Origin of the sequence: Pseudomonas canadensis, from assembly GCF_030980095.1 — a bacterium.
Taxonomy (GTDB): Bacteria; Pseudomonadota; Gammaproteobacteria; order Pseudomonadales; family Pseudomonadaceae; genus Aquipseudomonas; species Aquipseudomonas canadensis.
Genome location: NZ_CP133298.1, coordinates 4839710 through 4856729, shown reverse-complemented (window position 1 = coordinate 4856729; position 17020 = coordinate 4839710). Strand labels below are relative to the sequence as shown.

Below are 17020 nucleotides of genomic sequence, written 5' to 3'. Positions count from 1 at the left end.
AATATCGAGCACTGGCAATGTGAGCAGATGTGCTCACATTTGAGTGAGGGTGTTGCTGTCGCGGCAACACCTGTTCCGGTCTGCTGTCAGGAGGAGCGGGAGCCAAGCAGACCATATGGCCCGATTCGGCTCATCTGGCCTGTCTCGCAATACTCGAAATTATCAGAATTGGTAGTTTGGTCTGGTGTCAGGAAATCCCTCGGATATGAGGGGGGCTCCATCGCGTTGATTCCTACGCAGTGTGTTGCTTTCCAAACTCTGAGACTTTTCAGCACGCTCAGTGAGATCAAAAAGAAACTTTCTATGGGATCATTACTAACGAAAGTCTGTGTTAAGTCCAGCCGGTTAGGTTGCAGAATGCTACAAGTCTCGTGCGCTTTATACGGCTTTTAGATCGGGAGGGGCGATAGTATGTAGATCAGACTTAGTTTGTTTTTTTTGTCGTGCAAGTTTTTCTGAGCTGAAGTTGTGACCATAATGGCATTGATATTCGATCTTAACGGAGATGGTGGATAAGTAGAGTTTTGCTAGATCTCTAGCTTCAGTAAGAGCGGGTCCGCGAAAACGGATTTGTATTAGAAGTTTTTCCTCTCCTTTATCTAAAGCGTCACCTTTTTTTAAATAATTTGCACCGCAGCGAGTTGGTCCTTTGGCTTTTAATTGATCGCTGGCGTGTTTTTGAATGGCTTCAAGCAAAGAGCCGCGTCGAATAATACCGTCTTGACCAATAGCGATTGAGAACTTCTCAAGTAAAGCAGGCCCCAATCCAGAGTTTTTAACTTTTAGTGAGAGTGTGTAGAAGCCTTCTAGTTCAGTGCTTGAAAAATTTTGGCTTACAGTTAGGTGCGGCCTCACCAAAAGTCGGTTGTGTTTCCTAGTTGCGTAGGATTGATAGAATGCGACCCCAAAACCCAAAACAGCCACTACCAATGTCAGGGTTGTGCCAAGTGGTAGCCCCCACCCTAAATTAACTGAGAGCCCAAATAGTGAGCCGATTAAAAAAGATAAGAGAAGCGCTAAAAATATATTAATTTTTGATAAGTGTCGCATTGAGTATCTCTACCTGAATTCGCTTTTTTGGTGGCTTATGGCTATCATGTTAGTCAGAGTTGAGGCTTTTCGCAATCTCGTTCTGTTAGGTTTTAGGGCGGGAATTCAGGCTTCCGTGTGATCTAGCGTAAGCGCTAGGCGTGCTCAGGTTTTAACACTCCGCAATTGACCCAGATTTGGACCTTTCTCTCCTCGAATTCGAAATCCAGATAGGGCAGATTTCAGATCCGACCCTAAGCTAGGGCATTAGGCCAGTCCACCTTCCTGGTCAGAGTTCTGATTGCATTTAGTCCACCTGTTCTTTAGGCGGAAGTAATGTGTCTAGCACTTTAACGCCATATTCGTTCGCGAATAATGAAACCATAATATCGTTCGCGTCAAAGATAAAGGATTCCGTTTTTTTTGTCATTGCGAAGAAGCTCCTCGCTAGTATTGCTCCACCTTGTTCAATTGCCTCAATATGATCAACGCTTGTGCGGTGGGGGAAGAATGCCGATAAAGCTGCGGTTCCCAGCGCGCGCATCCCTTTAGATGGTGACCAATGATCCCAATGCCAGACCCCTTTAGAAGGGCAGTACGTTTCGTTTTTATTTTCGTCGCCCAGCATATACCCCCATTCTTTGCTATCCCACATCCACTGCGGGGGGACGAGCGCTTTTCTTAACGGGTCAAGCACTTCGTGGGAGCTGGCGTTACCGATTAGTGTCATAGGAAAAACACAAAAATATGACTTTGCTCTTTCGCGGATGTTTTCAACTCTGATTTGCTCTGCCAGACAAAGTGTAATATCAGATTGAGTAGCACCATTCGCCACCTGAAGTATGACAGGGCCAAGTGTGAGGCCTCTTCGGTGGTGGTCAGATAGGTCTAAGTAAGTCCTGCTGCTGAGTAGTTTAGGTAGGCTTTTTTTGCACTCGGCGTCGATTATGATTGGAACTATATTTACTTCGTCATCATCTGCAAGGTTATCCATCATAGAAAGCTCTCGGTATAGACCAGAGTTAACTTTTTGTGATGAGGCTAGATATTCATTGTCGCAAATGCAAAATATTGTTATTGGCCTTTTGCTAAGTGCTTTAGATATCGTGCTGTCAATTGTTTTTCCGTAGGGGATACTATCTCTATCCCAGAATACTTCGTACTGCCAAGTTAGATAAGAAATTATATTGTTTCTCATCCATTCCTTTTTTTCTATTGCGCCGCCCCACGCATAAGAGATGAAGATATTGCCTTCCGTTTTCATTGAAGTTTTCCGTAAATCAAAATCACATGGAATTTTATAAATTGTCAATGCGTATCATTGGAGAGTCATCGTAAGGAAACGCTCCACGTCATCAATCATGCCCTTCACGTCTCCGGCCGTGAACTCCTCTGGTTTACCATGCGCGGCACTGTTGCGGATTGCAGCCAAAGCGGTGATCCGCTTTTTCTGACTGGCGTTGTACGCGCCGGTCTTAGCCAGGTCATCGTTCATTTTGTTGAGGCTACCGTGCTCTAGCTCATGGGTAGAACACAGATCGCGCAGAGTCGTCTCGAGCACAACGCCAGCGATTACTGCCGCTGCTGTTGCATAGCCCGACTTGAGGAGCTCTTCCGCCTGCACTAGTTCGCTGGTGAATACCTCTGCCTGAACGAGATTACGGACAGTGTTGAGGTGGCCACCATCAAAGTCCTCTTTTGCTGCCAGAAAGATTGCTTTGAGTCGATTCAGGCGATCCACATACGACTCGTACATCCCTTGTACATCTGCTTCGGCGTACATCTTGAGATGCGTCGAATCAGTGCCACAGACGCGCTCCATTAGCGCTTTAGCTTTGACATTCCAGTTGAGGATCAAGTCGGGTGGTATGTAAAGCTCCGTGGTCCCGTTGTACTCGTCTCGCTTGAGGGTAGCGCTATTCAACAGGGCCGCTAGTTGTTGCTCGAGCTCGGTGAAGCGCTTACCTATCAGTGCCGTCATTTGTTTTTCTTCCGTGAGAGATACCGGATCTTCACCTGCGCGCGGCAATACGACAAGACACCTGGTCTGCAATTATTTTGCATATTATTGTTGCGTGACTGCTAACGGTGTGTGATTATGGGTTGTTGTTACTGCTAACGAGCGAGGATAAAAATGATTGATCGAGAGCAGGATAAGAAGCCGCTCACTACAGCAGACCGTCAGAGGCTCTACAAAGAGCGTCAGCGTGAGGCGGGATTCAGACAAACCACGGTATGGATTCACGACGAAACGAAGGAAGAGGGTCGGCAAGCGGCGCTAGACGGCAAGCCACTGAAACCCCAAGGGAGCAAAGACCCTGTGAGCTGGGCAATCGGATGGTTGAACGAGAAGGGCAAGCAGTAATCGGCTGAGTATTCAGCCGATCAAAAGAGGTGCCAAGCCGCTGCGCTAACAGCGGCCTGGCGATCACACGACGACGCTTAGAGGCCAACGTCATGCAACTTTACCAAAATATCAGTAACGCCCTGAAAGGCCAAGATAGGTCCGAATTTGAAGGGGAGGGGTCTGTAGGTCTGGAGGCGGGCGACTCTAGCGCTTTACACCTGCCTTTCTTCACCGACAACCAACGAACCTTAGTGGTTGAGCTCATTCTCGCAGAGCGGCGTTACGCTACCCGGTGGTGGACGCACCTGAGCGAGATGCGGCGGCGTAAGGAGCTCCCTGAGTGGGTTGCGGCGGACATTGGCACGCATGATGAGCATGACCTGCTGCTTGAGAGCAGGAAGGCCGTCAATCAGGCTCTGTTCGGCTCGGATGACCTGGGCGGCGATCAGCAATACCGCGCGGTGGTGCTGGAGTAGGGCAGGTAAACTACCAAACCTTCGCAGCATCAAGGGCACTACCCCGAAACAGGGTGGTGCCCTTTTTTCATTTGCTTGCGGTTGGTGCCTTCTCAGCAAAGCAGATCAGGTCGAACTGTATGCCTCCAACCACTCGTCAACACTCTGATCCTGAGGAGGCTTAGGGATAGGTAAATCAGTTATGGAAGCTGTCTTGTATTCGTCCTTTCTTATTAACTTGTTTTCGTGGTTTGAAACGCACGTAGTTGGAATCGGCTGTAACCCTTGCAATACATGGGCTGGAGCGTTTTCCTTGTCCGGGGCTCTTGTCCGGAAGTTGTCCGGCAGTTGTCCGGATATTGTCCGGAACTTGTCCGGCAAAATTGCCTTTCTGAATTGCTCGGCAGTCAGGCTGATAGGCGCCAGACTGCCGGCGTTAATACGGTCGTCAGTCAGCATTCCGGTAAGCATGACGCAACGCAGTTTCCCCATGTAATCGTGCATAGCTGAAAGGCGCCGAGGGAATGGCAAGCCCGTGCCCATCCAGAATTTGTAGAAGTGGCTGCGCTTACCTATACGGAATTGTCCCCTGGGAAGCAGCGTGCCAGCCTTAGCTGCGGCTGTGTTCCGCTGACGGGTCAGGTCTGCATTAAAAACGGCGTATACAGACTCCCCATTCACTAGCGAGACGAACCGCAACGTGATACCGGCACTCCGGGTTTTGCCATAGTGACCAGTTGAATAATCCGTGTACTCGAAAGCATCCAGGCCTAATGATATAAGCGCTTCACGGCAAAGCCTGGCCCGGTTGGTGTTGATCCACTCAGGCGGCACGGGCTTGCCGCTCACCGGCTGAATGACGAGCTGCCCACGCTCAATGCTCACCGTGTCGCCGCGGCTAAGTAGTTTTGTGGCTAGGCATTCCACTGAATCGACCTCAGCGTAGTTCGGCTGGATAAACAACGGGCTGAAGCCCGCCAGCAGCTCGCAGGCAGGCGCAAGGGGCGCCGCAATTTCGCGGCGTCCCCTGCGGTCTCCGGATTACGACGCTTCGCGCATCAGGATGTACTTGGCCACGCGGTGTGGCGGTCTTCCTGGCTCAGTGGACTGATGCGTCCAGTAGGTGCGGATTTCGTGACCTTTCTTCCTAAGTCGACGAATGGTGTTTGGCGGCTGGACAATATCCAATTCTTTTGCGGCTTCGATGGTCGATACCGGCCCGTTTCGCAGGGCCTCCATCATCTTGCTGTCTTGCTCTGTTGAAGAATGGCGTGTCATAGTTTGGCCTTCACGTTGGTGCTATCCAGTGTGTTTTCGTTAGGGCGGTGCTCGAACACCGCCTTAACGCTCTCTCTATCACTCAGTTCTCTTGATTCAATCCCTTCCGGTCCTCTTTCCAGGGGCATCGCGCTAATCACCGGGCACCTTCCTTCGCTGCTCGTTCGATCCAGACTTTAAGTTCAGTCATCAGAATCAAACGACGCCTACCAAGCTTGAAGGTTTTGATCTCTCCCTTTGCTATCAACTCATACACGCCCGATCGCGAATATCCGACGATCCGAGCTGCGTCTTCGACGCTGACGGACAAGGCTGCTGGTTGTTCTGCTGCAAGCATTTTGGTTCTCCATCGGCCATTAGAATTAAGTGGCCGTGGATCAATCCTATTCCCTGAGAATACTGTACGTCAACTGATGCTATATGATTTGTATGAACGTATGGACTCGCTCGGACGTACGGATTAGGATTGTCGCTCGATTTATGGCTCGGAGATTTTGAGATGGCCAAGAACAGACCTAACCAAGGATCGCGGAAGACAGAAACACTGACCCTCCGGTTAGACCCAAAGGTCAAATTCACGATCGATGTCATTTCTCGAGTAAAGCGGCAGTCAATTACTGGGGTCGTAGAGGCTGCAGTTGAAGCATTGGTTTTTGATCTTGACGTGCCATTCCATGATGGAGGAAATACGGAGCATTGGTCGGTAGCCAGTGCCGTAAGTGAGGTGTGGTCAACTGATGAAAGCGAGCGCTTTATCAATCTCTGCTATCACTTGCCTAATCTCCTCACATTTGAGGAGCAGCGCATTTGGGAGACGATCAAGGCGTCTCCGGTCTTCCTGGATAAGGGGGCCGCAAAGATTGGCACTCACTGGCAGATCGAAGGTGTGGGCTATCTTGATCGCGGAAATATTCGGAATTTATGGAATTACCTTCTTGAGCACGTAGAGGAAAATAAAGAAAGCCGGACCATTGTCCCCTTTGAGCCGCCGTTCTAAATCAGCTCCACAGCAGCGGCCTTTGTTCCTGGCGCCAGATGTGCGTAGCGCAAAGTCATCTTGATATCGGCGTGCCCCAGCAGATCCCGTACCGTGTTGAGCGGTACGCCGGCCATTACCAGGCGTGAAGCGAAGTCGTGGCGCATATCGTGCCAGCGGAACCCGTCGATCTGCGCCCGCTCAAGCAACTTGAGCCAGGCGCTTTTGACGTCCTCAAAGCGACCGCCGCCCTGACCTGGGAAGACATACGGCGACTTGCTCACCTGCTTCTTCCAAGCTTCCAGCACACCAATAGTCTCCTTGTTCATCGGGATGTGGCGCGTATCGCTTGTCTTGGTGGTGGCCCCGGCGACTGTGATTGTCTTCGTCTCGAAGTTCACCGCTGTCCATTTCAGGTCGAACAACTCTCCGCGCCTCATGCCGGTATTCAGCGATACCAACACCATTGGCTTCAGGTGATCGGTGAAGGGCAGTCCCAGGAGGCTTGGCATCGGCTCTCTGTGGCGGTCCGTCCGCCAGGCGTTTGCACTCTCTCGCTCGGCCCTCATTTCATCCTGTCGAGCGCCCAGGGCATCGCGTAGACGCTTGGTCTCGTCGGCAGCCAGGTAGCGAATCACCCCCTTTGAATCGACTTTAAGCTGTTTCAGCTTGGCCAGCGGGTGTGTGTCGATGTACTCCCACTCAACGGCACGACTGAAAACACCACTGATCGAGCCCATTTTTCGATTCACCGTCGAGGCCTTGTTGCCGGCCTGCATCCATCCTGTGCGGATCTGCTCCAGGTCTCGTCCGGTGATCGCGTCCAGGCGCTGGGCCATGATTGGGTCGAAGTTATTGCTGAGGGTGTGCTGTGTCTTCTCATGGCCTTTGTGATGGGCTTTGAACCACGGTATATAGGTGTCGTCGATAAAGTCGCGCAGCGAGGGCAGGGCTGACCCCTTGCGACCCTGGGCGATTGCCAGAGGCTCGCCATGGGCGTGCGCATCGGCTAAGTACTGGGCGGCTTGTGTTCGGGCTTGGTCAAGAGTAAGCACCCCGACACGCCCGAGGGTGGCGTTCTTGTTTCGGCCCCACGTGACCATGTAAGACTTGTGACCGCTGGGCAGTACGCGAATGAAGAAACCGGGTTGCACGGTGTCATGCACGCGGTATGCTTTCGCCTCGACGGCTAGGCTGCCAATTAGCTTCTGAGTGATTTTGGTTTTCAAGGGTTCGACCGTGACAGCAGGGTGGCAGCAAAAAGCACTATACCGCTCGATGTTCACGGACTCAATGGGACTAAAAGGCCCAGTAATCCTGGGCTTATGGTTGTGCCTGTTGGGTCTGAATTGACCCTCCTAAGGGGAAGGTTGGCCGTTCGAACCGGCCCTGGGACACCAGATCCAAAGCCCCGCACAGATCCGTCTGGCGGGGCTTTTTTGTGGGCATTTTCTGAAGATGCGTCGAACCTTGCCAGGGTTCTGGGTTCACACCCCTTGCGTCGTGTATTTATCGCAATCCGTGTATCCCGCGAGCAGCCAGACAGCGTCTGAGCCTTAAAGCAAAATAATCCCCGGAAACAGCGCATACCGCCTGTCCGGACCCGGCCACCCCGGACTATCATGCCGATAGCCCTGTCTCTCACCGCAAGGAGCCGCTCGGAACGCCGATGCGCCAGATCTGGAAATCTTTTCGAGCCCTTTATTTCGCCTCCTTGATGATGCTGATCGGCTCCGGCCTGCTCAGTACTTACCTTGCCCTGCGCCTGGCGGCTGATCATGTCGACAGCCTGTGGGTGGGTGCGTTGATGGCGGCCAACTATTTTGGCCTGGTACTGGGTGGCAAGATCGGGCACCGCCTGATTGCCCGGGTCGGGCATATCCGCGCCTATGCAACCTGCGCCGGGATTGTCGGTGCGGCCGTGCTGGGCCATGGCCTGGTCGACTGGCTGCCGGCGTGGATCGTGCTGCGGATGATCGTGGGCCTGGGCATGATGTGCCAGTACATGGTTATCGAGAGCTGGCTCAATGAGCAGGCGGACGCCAAGCAGCGTGGCGTGGTGTTCAGCGGTTACATGATCGCTTCCTACCTGGGCTTGGTCCTCGGTCAACTGATCCTGGTCATGCACCCTCAGCTTGGCCTTGAATTGCTGATGCTGGTGGCGCTGTGTTTCGCCCTGTGCCTGGTGCCGGTGGCCATGACCCGGCGGATTCACCCGGCGCCGCTGCATCCTGCGCCGATGGAGCCGCGCTTCTTTATCAAGCGCGTGCCGCAGTCGTTGAGTACAGTACTTGGGGCGGGTGTAATCGTGGGCTCGTTCTACGGCCTGGCGCCGCTCTATGCCTCTCAGCAAGGCTTGACCACCGAGCAGGTGGGTCTGTTCATGGGTAGCTGCATTTTCGCCGGCCTGTTGGTGCAGTGGCCGTTGGGCTGGTTGTCGGACCGTTATGACCGTGCGCTGCTGATCCGTTGTTTTGCCCTGTGCCTGGCGGTGGCTGCATTACCGCTGGCGATAATGACTCAGGTGCCGCTTGAAGTGTTGTTCGTGGCGGGCTTCCTGTGTTCGCTGGTGCAGTTCTGCCTGTATCCACTGGCGGTGGCGTTCTCCAACGACCATGTGGAAGGTGACCGCCGCGTGTCGCTAACGGCGATGCTGCTGGTGACCTATGGCGTCGGCGCGAGTGTCGGGCCGTTGCTGGCGGGTGTGGTGATGAAGATGTTCGGTAGCCACATGCTGTATGCGTTTTTCAGCCTGTGCGCGTTGATCCTGGTGTGGCGTATCCGGCCAAAAGCTGTGACCAACCTGCATCAGGTGGACGATGCACCGTTGCATCACGTCGCGATGCCCGACAGCATGTCCAGCTCGCCGCTGGTGGCCGCATTGGACCCGCGTGTGGATGAACAGGTGGTGCAGGAGCAAATGCAAACCGCCGTCCCGGACGCTGAGCCGCAAACGGATCCGAACCCAGAGCCGGATGAGCCGCTCTTTGAAGGGCCGCCTGAACCCGTGGGACCAGACGAGCACCCTCACGACTTGAGCCGGGCGCGTCCCTGAAAGCAAAAACGGGCAGATCCCATCAGGATCTGCCCGTTTTTTTGCCGCGATCTTTAAGTTTTAAAAATCATCGTCTTTGTCGAAGCGCCGTGCTTCGCGTTGCAGCTGATACACAAAACGCTCGACTTGGCGCTGCACCAAGCCACTCATATTGTGGAAGCGCACACCGGCGAAGGTGGTATTGATCTTCTCTTCGAAGTGCAGGTAACGCAGTTCGACCGAGGTGGTCATGCTGCCAAAGGGCAGGGCGGCGATAAAGCGGTCGTAGACCTGGCCCAGTTGCAAGCGCTCGGAGATATCCCCTTCAAAGCGCAGCTTGCAGCCGGTGGCGGAAATATCCAGCAGCTTGCCGCTGATCGGTGCCTTGAGCTTCTCGCCGCCCAGTTCGATGTTGACCAGTTGGGCCAGTTTCAAGGCGGCGCGGAAGGCATTGCGGCGCTGGTGGTAGACCACTTCGTCGGGCATGCCGCCGGTGTAGATGCGGTGGCCGTCTTTTTCACTGATGGTGTAAGTACCGTTACTTTCCCATGCGACGCGCACGCCTTCATGAAAACCTTCGATACGAAACGGCTCGCCGCTTTCGAGGAAGCGCTCACCGTCACGCGGAATCATTTCGTCCAGTGCCAGGGTCTTGCTGTCCCGGTCCACGTCGACCAGGTAGCTCTGGAAGCGCTGGCTGCGCTCATGAAAGGTGATGATCAGCGGGTCATGGCTGTCTTGCAGCATCCGCAAGGTGCTGGCGATTTCCAGAGGCGTGGTGAGGACCTTGGGTGGCTGCGGGGCATCTTCCGCATTAAGGGCGTTGAACACGGTTCTTCCATCTCCAGACAAAATACGACTACACGCAAGAGCAGGCATTCTGCCAGTATGTGGCGCGCCTTGGATAGGTGCGCTGTAAACCGGCGTCAGGCTTGGCTGCGGGTGCTTGGCTTGACCAGGCGCGAGGTGGAACCCTGGGCATTGTAAAGCGCCGGAGGCTCTCCGCCGTGAAGTATACGCAACTGGTTGGCGGTCGTGGCTTGCTGAAGCTGGATCGACTGACCGTTGAGCAGGTTAGCTTCCTGGCACTGGGTGAGCAATTGATTGAGTTCTTTGCTCTGGGCCAGTAGTTGATCGCCAACCGAAGAGTGGCTAGCCAGCTGCGTCAGGCCATCATGGTCTGCGGGCAGGCCCAGGCTGACGAGGATCTGGCTGCGTTTTTTGCCGTGCTGTTCCAGCAGGACAATCAGCGACTGCTTGCGCGCCAGGATTTCTTCCAGCAGGGGCATGTCCCGGCCGTAGAGGGCCAGGGATTCTTCCCTGAGCAGCTCGAGCAGCTGTTGCGTCGGCGCTAGATCATCAATGATCAGTTGAAGCAGATTTTCGTCGTGATGCATGGCTGGCCTTGGGGTTTAAGCGTCCAAAAGCCCTGCGCAGGCCTGTGCCTAGCGCTCGGCTTCGAAATTAAGCAGCTTGCTGGCTACACGGTTGCTGTCGACTTTATAGCTGCCATCGGCGATTGCCTGTTTCAATTCGGCCACACGGGCTTTATTGACCACCGGTTGATCGCGCAGCGAGTCAGTGACCTTCTGCAACTGTTGAGCCTCATTGCTCAGGTGTACGGATTCCCCGCTCTGGCTGACGCTGGCCTGTTCTGCCTTGGCGGGCGTTGGCTGGGCCTTGGCTTCTACGCTGTCTTTAGTGCCAGTAGCTCGCGTAGGGGCCGACGTTGTCGGGGTGTTATTTAAACGACTGAAATCGATGACCATGATCAAAAAACCTCTGGGTATTTGGACGCTTGCCATGTTTTCGGCCATACCCGGACAAACTTTAGGCTCGATTGACAATAAAACCTGCAGGCCGGCATCCAACCGACAGTGTAGGAAAAGCGCGCGCCCGATACCAGTAGTCTATAAAGCCACCTCCACCTGACCCGGTGCGGTGACCCGTGCCTTGATCACTCGGTTGGAGTTGAGGTTCTTCACGCGAATCTGTTCGCTCATGCCGCCATTGGACAGGGCTTCCCCCGGCATCTTTACCTGCAGCGCACCGCTGCTGGCGGAAATCACCACTTGGTCGCCCTTGCGAATCACCTCTGCCTGCTCCAGATGCACCAACGTGATGACCTGGTCGGTGACCACTGGTCGGGTCAATTTCTGCCCGACCGCCTGGTCGAGGGAGGTCAAGTAGCCCTGGCTGATCATGCTGATGTCGCGTTCGCGTAGTACCACGTCCTCGAAACCGATGATCCCGGTACGTTTGAGCGGGCGGGCAACCACCACCACATCACGGAAGAGCTTGACCTGCGCCGGTACGAAGACGGTCCAGGGCGAGGCGCCGTCGCAGCGCACCTTGACCGTCACACGGCCGATGGGCTGGGCGGGGCTTTCCAGGGTGGCTGTCAATTCCTTGTCGCACATGGGCATGCGCAGGCGTGGGTCCAACTGGTTGACCTGGATTTCATAACGCCCTGGTGTCTGGGTAGTTGCCAGATAATCTTCTACAGTGAACTCAAGAAAGCCTTGGGTGACGCCGATAAGTAGATCAGGCAAGGTGACGTTGTCTGCGCGGGCCGCGGTGCCCAGGCCGAAGGCAAGCAGCACCAGCGGTGCGCAAAGCAATGTGCGGTACCGTGTCAGGATGGGGCGTCGGGAAACTGTCGTTTTAATATCCATGACCAATAAATAGCAAAGGCCGTGCCGTTTAGAGTTGGGTGCGCGTCACTGTCCTTATAGGTATGGCCAAAGGTTTTAGCGTGGGAGTCAAGGCATGGCAGGAGTAATGGATTCAGTAAACCAGCGCACACAGCTGGTAGGGCAGAATCGCCTGGAGTTGTTGCTTTTTCGCCTGGATGGCAAGCAGTTGTATGGCATCAACGTGTTCAAGGTGCGGGAAGTGCTGCAATGCCCCAAGCTGACGATCATGCCCAAGTCGAGCCCGGTGGTGTGTGGCGTCGCCAATATCCGTGGCGCGACCATCCCGATTCTTGACCTGTCCCTGGCCACGGGTTCTGCGGGTTTGCAGGACCGTGAGAACCCGTTCGTCATCATTACCGAGTACAACACCAAGACTCAGGGTTTCCTGGTGCGCTCGGTGGAGCGCATCGTCAACATGAACTGGGAAGAGATCCATCCGCCGCCCAAGGGCACCGGTCGCGATCACTACCTCACGGCGGTGACGCGGGTGGATAACCAGTTGGTGGAAATTATCGACGTGGAGAAGATCCTCGCCGAAGTGGCACCTACCTCGGAATCGATTTCCGTGGGGGTGGTGGACGCCGAAACCGCGCACAAGGCGATCTCCCTGCGTGTATTGACAGTGGACGACTCCTCGGTGGCGCGTAAACAGGTGACCCGTTGCCTGCAAACCGTCGGCGTGGAAGTGGTGGCCCTCAATGATGGTCGCCAGGCGTTGGATTACCTGCGTAAGCTGGTGGATGACGGCAAGAAACCGGAGGAAGAATTCTTGATGATGATCTCCGACATCGAGATGCCGGAAATGGACGGCTACACCCTCACGGCCGAGATACGTAACGATCCACGCATGCAAAAACTGCATATCATCCTGCATACTTCGTTGTCGGGTGTATTCAACCAGGCGATGGTCAAGAAAGTCGGTGCCGATGACTTCCTGGCCAAATTCCGTCCTGATGACCTGGCATCCCGGGTTGTCGACCGGATCAAGGCAGCAGATCACGGCTAGGGGGATTTCCCCCTGGCGGTCACACGATTTAAGAGGCGGTATCATTGTCTACGGGTAATTTGGATTTCGAACAGTTCCGGGTCTTCCTGGAAAAAGCCTGTGGCATATTGCTCGGTGAAAACAAGCAGTACCTGGTATCCAGCCGTCTCAACAAACTGATGGAGCAGCAGGGCATCAAGTCGTTGGGTGAGCTGGTCCAACGCATCCAGGGGCAGCCGCGCAGCGGGCTCAAGGAAATGGTGGTCGATGCCATGACCACCAACGAAACCCTGTGGTTTCGCGACACCTATCCGTTTGAAGTGCTCAAGAGCAAAGTGCTCCCGGAAGCCATCAAGGCCAGCCCGGGCCAGCGCCTGCGCATCTGGTCGGCCGCCTGTTCCTCGGGGCAGGAACCGTACTCGATTTCGATGTCGATCGATGAGTTCGAGCGGACGAACATGGGCCAGTTGAAGGCTGGGGCGCAAATCGTGGCCACTGACCTGTCCGGCACCATGCTCACCAACTGCAAGACTGGCGAGTACGACAGCCTGGCCCTGGGCCGTGGCTTGTCGCAGGAGCGCCTGCAACGTTACTTCGATCCGAAAGGGGCGGGGCGCTGGGCGGTCAAGGCGCCGATCAAGAATCGTGTGGAGTTCCGCTCGTTCAACCTGCTCGACAGCTACGCCAGCCTGGGCAAGTTCGACATGGTGTTCTGCCGCAACGTGCTGATCTACTTCTCGGCCGAAGTGAAGAAAGACATCCTGCTGCGCATCCATGGCACGCTCAAGCGTGGCGGCTACCTTTTCCTGGGTGCTTCCGAAGCACTGAACGGTCTGCCGGATCATTACCAGATGGTGCAGTGCAGCCCGGGGATCATTTACCAGGCTAAGTAAGTCGTACGCGGTAAAAATGTGGGAGCGGGCTTGCTCGCGAAAGCGCAGTGTCAGTCGATGCATGTATCAACTGACAGACTGCATTCGCGAGCAAGCCCGCTCCCACATTTGTTTTTGCGGCAAACCTTTCAATAGCGGCAACCCGGATTGCCGCTTTACTGGCACCACGCGGAAACCCGTTGCCGCTTTTCTGGCATTGCCGCCCGGCAATCCGCCCCCAAGCCCTTTAAATACGGGCTTCCCACAAACTGGCACACACCTTGCTATAACCCAGTTAACGAAAAGCAGGTCAGCCCTTAAAGGTTTCCACCATGAGCATCAGCTTCGATAAAGCGCTCGGTATCCACGAACAAGCCCTGGGCTTCCGCGCCCAGCGTGCCGAAGTCCTGGCCAACAACATTGCCAACGCCGACACCCCGAACTACAAGGCTCGGGACCTGGACTTTTCCGCCGTGCTCGCTGCACAGCAGGACAAGACCAAGAACGGCACCTTCGCCTTGAACATGACCAACAGCCGTCATATCGAAGCCCAAGGCCTGAGCAATGGTGACGAGTCGTTGCTGTATCGCACGCCGATGCAGCCCTCGATCGACCAGAACACCGTCGACGCGCAGCTGGAGCAATCGGCCTACGCCGAGAACTCGGTGAACTTCCAAGCCAGCTTCACCCTGCTTAACAGCAAATTCAAAGGGCTGATGTCAGCCCTGCGTGGAGAGTAAGCCATGTCCCTGTCCAGTGTTTTCAATATTGCCGGCAGTGGCATGAGCGCGCAGACCACGCGTTTGAACACTGTCGCCAGTAACATCGCCAACGCCGAGACCGTGTCTTCGAGCATTGACCAAACCTACCGCGCCCGCCACCCAGTGTTCGCCACCATGTTCCAGGGTGGCCAGGCGGGCGGCAGCGATTCGTTGTTCCAGGACCAGGGTGCAGCAGGCTCCGGCGTGCAAGTGCTCGGTGTGGTCGAAGACCAGAGCAACCTTGAAGCCCGTTACGAACCCAACCATCCCGCCGCGAACGAAAAGGGTTATGTCTATTACCCCAACGTCAACGTGGTCGAGGAAATGGCCGACATGATTTCCGCCAGCCGCTCGTTCCAGACCAACGCGGAAATGATGAACACCGCCAAAACCATGATGCAGAAGGTCCTGACCCTGGGTCAGTGATAAGGGGCGCCAAATAATGGCCATTGTTGATACGAGTAACAACACGCCAGTCCAGGACCTTTTCAATTCCAAGGTCAAGACCGCCACAGACAACGCCAGCAGCTTGGGCGACGCTTCCAAGGCCGCGACCGGCAAACAGTCGCTGGGCAAGGATGCGTTCCTGCAACTGTTGGTTACCCAGCTGAAGAACCAGAACCCTCTGTCGCCGCAAGACAACGGCGCGTTCGTGGCTCAGTTGGCGCAGTTCAGCAGCCTGGAGGGCATCAATACGCTGAATGACTCGGTGAATGCGATCTCCAGCAACTTCAGCTCGTCGCAAGCGCTGCAGGCATCGTCGCTGGTAGGCCGCTCGATCATCATCCAGACCGACAAGGCCATGGTGGATACCAGCAAGAGCATGACCGGTTCGGTGGATGTGAAAACGGCGACGGGCAACGTCACCGTCAAGGTCACCGACAAAGACGGCAACCTGGTGCGCACCATCGAAATGGGCGCCCAGGCTGTCGGCAGTCAGAGCTTTATCTGGGATGGCAAGAACGAGAAGGGCGAGGTCGCTCCTGCGGGCACCTACACCTTCAATGCCACCACCAAGAATGACAAGGGCGACGCCGTTGCCCTGACCACTTCGCTGCCAGCAACGGTAACGAGCGTGACCTTGAGCAAGACCGGCGGCGAAATGCTGTTGAACCTGGCTGGCGGCATGGGCAGCGTCAAGCTGTCGCAAATTCAGACTATCGGTACATAGAGCCGGCTAAATACGGCAGAGGGAGAGAAACATGTCTTTTAACATCGGCCTTAGCGGCCTCTATGCGGCCAACAAACAACTGGACGTGACTGGCAACAACATCGCCAACGTCGCGACCACTGGCTTCAAGTCGTCCCGTGCGGAATTCGCCGACATCTACGCGGCCTCCAAGCTGGGCACCGGCCAGAACAGCATCGGTAACGGTGTGAACCTGGCGGCGGTATCCCAGCAGTTCACCCAAGGTGACGTGAACGGTAGCGGCGGCATCCTGGACATGGCGATCCAGGGCGGCGGCTTCTTCGTGCAGAAGGGCAGTGACGGTTCGCTGGAATACACCCGTAGCGGTGCCTTCCGTGCCGACAAAGACGGCTACATCACCAACAACACTGGCACCTCGCGCCTGCAAGGTTATGCGGCGGATGCGGATGGCAAGATCATCAAGGGCGGCCTGACCGACCTGCAACTGAACCTGTCGAACCTGCCGCCCAAGGCGTCCACCAAAGTGGACTCCACCAGTAACCTGAACTCTTCGGAGCCGGTGATCGACCAGGCGGCCAAGCCGTTCAACCCGAACGACACCAGCACCTTTACCACCCAGTACAGCACCACCTTGTACGACTCCCAGGGCAATGCACACCCAATGGTGCAATACCTGGTGAAAACCGACGGCAACAAGTGGAATGCCTATACGCTGATTGACGGCCGCAACCCGGACGGTTCACCTCCTTTCGGCACCGGTGCCGATGTGAAGGCGCCAGTACCGTCGACATTGAGCTTTGACGGTGCCGGCAAACTCACCAGCGTCGTGACGGGTACTGTTTCCAACAAGACCTTGACCATCACCGGTTGGGTCCCTGGCACCGTGACCGATGGTGTGTGGAAGAAAAATGGTGCTGATGCGAACCCGGCCGGCATCGCCGTCAACATGGCCAACATCACCCAGTACAACTCGGCCACTTACCGTAACCCACCGGTCACCGATGGCTACGCCACCGGCCAGATCACCGGCCTGAAAATCGACGGCAGCGGCGTACTGTTCGCAACGTTCAGCAACCAGCAGAGTAAGGCCATCGGCCAGATCTCCCTGGCCAGCTTCAACAACGAACAAGGCCTGCAGCCGGCTGGCGGAACCACCTGGAGAGAGACCTTCGCTTCGGGCCAGCCAGGTTATGACACCCCGCAAGCCGGCACCCTGGGCTCGATCGTGGCCAACTCCCTGGAGAACTCCAACGTCAACCTGACCAACGAGCTGGTGGACCTGATCAAAGCGCAGAGCAACTATCAGGCGAACGCCAAGACCATCTCCACCCAGAGCACCATCATGCAGACCATCATTCAGATGACGTGATGCGGTAGCGCTCCACAAGAAACCCCTCGTAAGAGGGGTTTTTTGTGGGCGTGAGAAAAGAGCCTGCA

At 55.4% G+C, this 17020-nt stretch carries 21 protein-coding genes; 10 read left to right on the top strand and 11 right to left on the bottom strand.

Features of this window, described 5'->3' with window-relative positions:
* Positions 1-378: 378 nt before the first annotated feature.
* From RB216_RS22505 to RB216_RS22495, 3 genes are all read right to left on the bottom strand, one after another.
* Positions 379-1050, bottom strand: a complete 672-nt coding sequence (locus tag RB216_RS22505) for a hypothetical protein (RefSeq protein ID WP_308907912.1) — start codon at positions 1048-1050, stop codon at positions 379-381.
* Between the two features lie 286 nt (positions 1051-1336).
* Positions 1337-2293 (bottom strand): toll/interleukin-1 receptor domain-containing protein, encoded by a 957-nt coding sequence (locus tag RB216_RS22500; protein WP_308907911.1) that lies wholly within the window; start codon positions 2291-2293, stop codon positions 1337-1339.
* A 54-nt stretch (positions 2294-2347) separates the two neighbouring features.
* Entirely contained in the window at positions 2348-3010 is a 663-nt protein-coding gene (locus RB216_RS22495; RefSeq protein ID WP_308907910.1) for a DUF4145 domain-containing protein, read from the bottom strand.
* A gap of 153 nt (positions 3011-3163) precedes the next feature.
* Here RB216_RS22495 and RB216_RS22490 point away from each other — a divergent pair, with 153 nt between their 5' ends.
* On the top strand, positions 3164-3394 hold the full coding sequence (locus tag RB216_RS22490) for a hypothetical protein (protein WP_308907909.1): 231 nt from the start codon (positions 3164-3166) through the stop codon (positions 3392-3394).
* A 92-nt stretch (positions 3395-3486) separates the two neighbouring features.
* On the top strand, positions 3487-3852 hold the full coding sequence (locus RB216_RS22485) for a hypothetical protein (RefSeq protein ID WP_308907908.1): 366 nt from the start codon (positions 3487-3489) through the stop codon (positions 3850-3852).
* A 105-nt stretch (positions 3853-3957) separates the two neighbouring features.
* Here RB216_RS22485 and RB216_RS22480 read toward each other — a convergent pair whose 3' ends face one another.
* The 3 genes from RB216_RS22480 to RB216_RS22470 all read right to left on the bottom strand — a co-directional run bounded on the left by RB216_RS22480 (position 3958) and on the right by RB216_RS22470 (position 5446).
* A complete protein-coding gene (locus RB216_RS22480) occupies positions 3958-4716 on the bottom strand; it encodes a hypothetical protein (protein WP_308907907.1) in 759 nt (252 codons plus the stop codon).
* A gap of 156 nt (positions 4717-4872) precedes the next feature.
* A complete protein-coding gene (locus RB216_RS22475) occupies positions 4873-5109 on the bottom strand; it encodes a helix-turn-helix domain-containing protein (protein WP_308907906.1) in 237 nt (78 codons plus the stop codon).
* Positions 5110-5245: 136 nt separating this feature from the next.
* On the bottom strand, positions 5246-5446 hold the full coding sequence (locus RB216_RS22470; RefSeq protein ID WP_161776283.1) for a helix-turn-helix domain-containing protein: 201 nt from the start codon (positions 5444-5446) through the stop codon (positions 5246-5248).
* Between the two features lie 129 nt (positions 5447-5575).
* On the opposite strand from RB216_RS22470, the gene RB216_RS22465 reads away from it, so the two are divergent.
* Positions 5576-6106: a hypothetical protein gene (locus RB216_RS22465; RefSeq protein ID WP_308907905.1), complete on the top strand. Its 531-nt coding sequence runs from the start codon at positions 5576-5578 to the stop codon at positions 6104-6106.
* Here RB216_RS22465 and RB216_RS22460 read toward each other — a convergent pair.
* Positions 6103-7314, bottom strand: coding sequence for a site-specific integrase (locus RB216_RS22460; protein ID WP_308907904.1), 1212 nt, complete (start codon positions 7312-7314; stop codon positions 6103-6105). The two genes, RB216_RS22465 and RB216_RS22460, sit on opposite strands and share 4 nt — an antisense overlap.
* A 440-nt stretch (positions 7315-7754) precedes the next feature.
* On the opposite strand from RB216_RS22460, the gene RB216_RS22455 reads away from it, so the two are divergent.
* Positions 7755-9140 carry an MFS transporter gene (locus RB216_RS22455; RefSeq protein ID WP_028617605.1) on the top strand — a complete coding sequence of 462 codons (1386 nt, stop codon included), beginning with the start codon at positions 7755-7757 and terminating at the stop codon, positions 9138-9140.
* Between the two features lie 60 nt (positions 9141-9200).
* On the opposite strand, the gene RB216_RS22450 is transcribed toward RB216_RS22455, so the two are convergent.
* The 4 genes from RB216_RS22450 to flgA form a co-directional block, all read right to left on the bottom strand.
* On the bottom strand, positions 9201-9950 hold the full coding sequence (locus RB216_RS22450; protein WP_028617604.1) for a flagellar brake protein: 750 nt from the start codon (positions 9948-9950) through the stop codon (positions 9201-9203).
* 95 nt (positions 9951-10045) lie between these two features.
* Complete coding sequence (locus RB216_RS22445) at positions 10046-10516, bottom strand: flagella synthesis protein FlgN (protein ID WP_028617603.1); 471 nt, start codon at positions 10514-10516, stop codon at positions 10046-10048.
* Positions 10517-10564: 48 nt separating this feature from the next.
* Positions 10565-10888, bottom strand: a complete 324-nt coding sequence (gene flgM / locus RB216_RS22440) for a flagellar biosynthesis anti-sigma factor FlgM (RefSeq protein WP_028617602.1) — start codon at positions 10886-10888, stop codon at positions 10565-10567.
* A gap of 141 nt (positions 10889-11029) precedes the next feature.
* A complete protein-coding gene (flgA, locus tag RB216_RS22435; RefSeq protein WP_028617601.1) occupies positions 11030-11794 on the bottom strand; it encodes a flagellar basal body P-ring formation chaperone FlgA in 765 nt (254 codons plus the stop codon).
* Positions 11795-11888: 94 nt separating this feature from the next.
* Between flgA and RB216_RS22430 the strand changes: the two genes are divergently transcribed.
* From RB216_RS22430 to flgE, 6 genes are all read left to right on the top strand, one after another.
* On the top strand, positions 11889-12821 hold the full coding sequence (locus RB216_RS22430) for a chemotaxis protein CheV (RefSeq protein WP_028617600.1): 933 nt from the start codon (positions 11889-11891) through the stop codon (positions 12819-12821).
* 44 nt (positions 12822-12865) lie between these two features.
* Positions 12866-13693: a protein-glutamate O-methyltransferase CheR gene (gene cheR / locus RB216_RS22425; protein WP_025854126.1), complete on the top strand. Its 828-nt coding sequence runs from the start codon at positions 12866-12868 to the stop codon at positions 13691-13693.
* A 311-nt stretch (positions 13694-14004) separates the two neighbouring features.
* On the top strand, positions 14005-14412 hold the full coding sequence (gene flgB, locus RB216_RS22420) for a flagellar basal body rod protein FlgB (protein WP_010208346.1): 408 nt from the start codon (positions 14005-14007) through the stop codon (positions 14410-14412).
* 3 nt (positions 14413-14415) lie between these two features.
* Positions 14416-14859 carry a flagellar basal body rod protein FlgC gene (gene flgC, locus RB216_RS22415; protein ID WP_010208347.1) on the top strand — a complete coding sequence of 148 codons (444 nt, stop codon included), beginning with the start codon at positions 14416-14418 and terminating at the stop codon, positions 14857-14859.
* Positions 14860-14875: 16 nt separating this feature from the next.
* Positions 14876-15604: a flagellar hook assembly protein FlgD gene (flgD, locus tag RB216_RS22410; RefSeq protein WP_028617598.1), complete on the top strand. Its 729-nt coding sequence runs from the start codon at positions 14876-14878 to the stop codon at positions 15602-15604.
* Positions 15605-15635: 31 nt separating this feature from the next.
* Entirely contained in the window at positions 15636-16952 is a 1317-nt protein-coding gene (flgE, locus tag RB216_RS22405; RefSeq protein ID WP_028617597.1) for a flagellar hook protein FlgE, read from the top strand.
* The last annotated feature ends 68 nt before the right edge of the window (positions 16953-17020 follow it).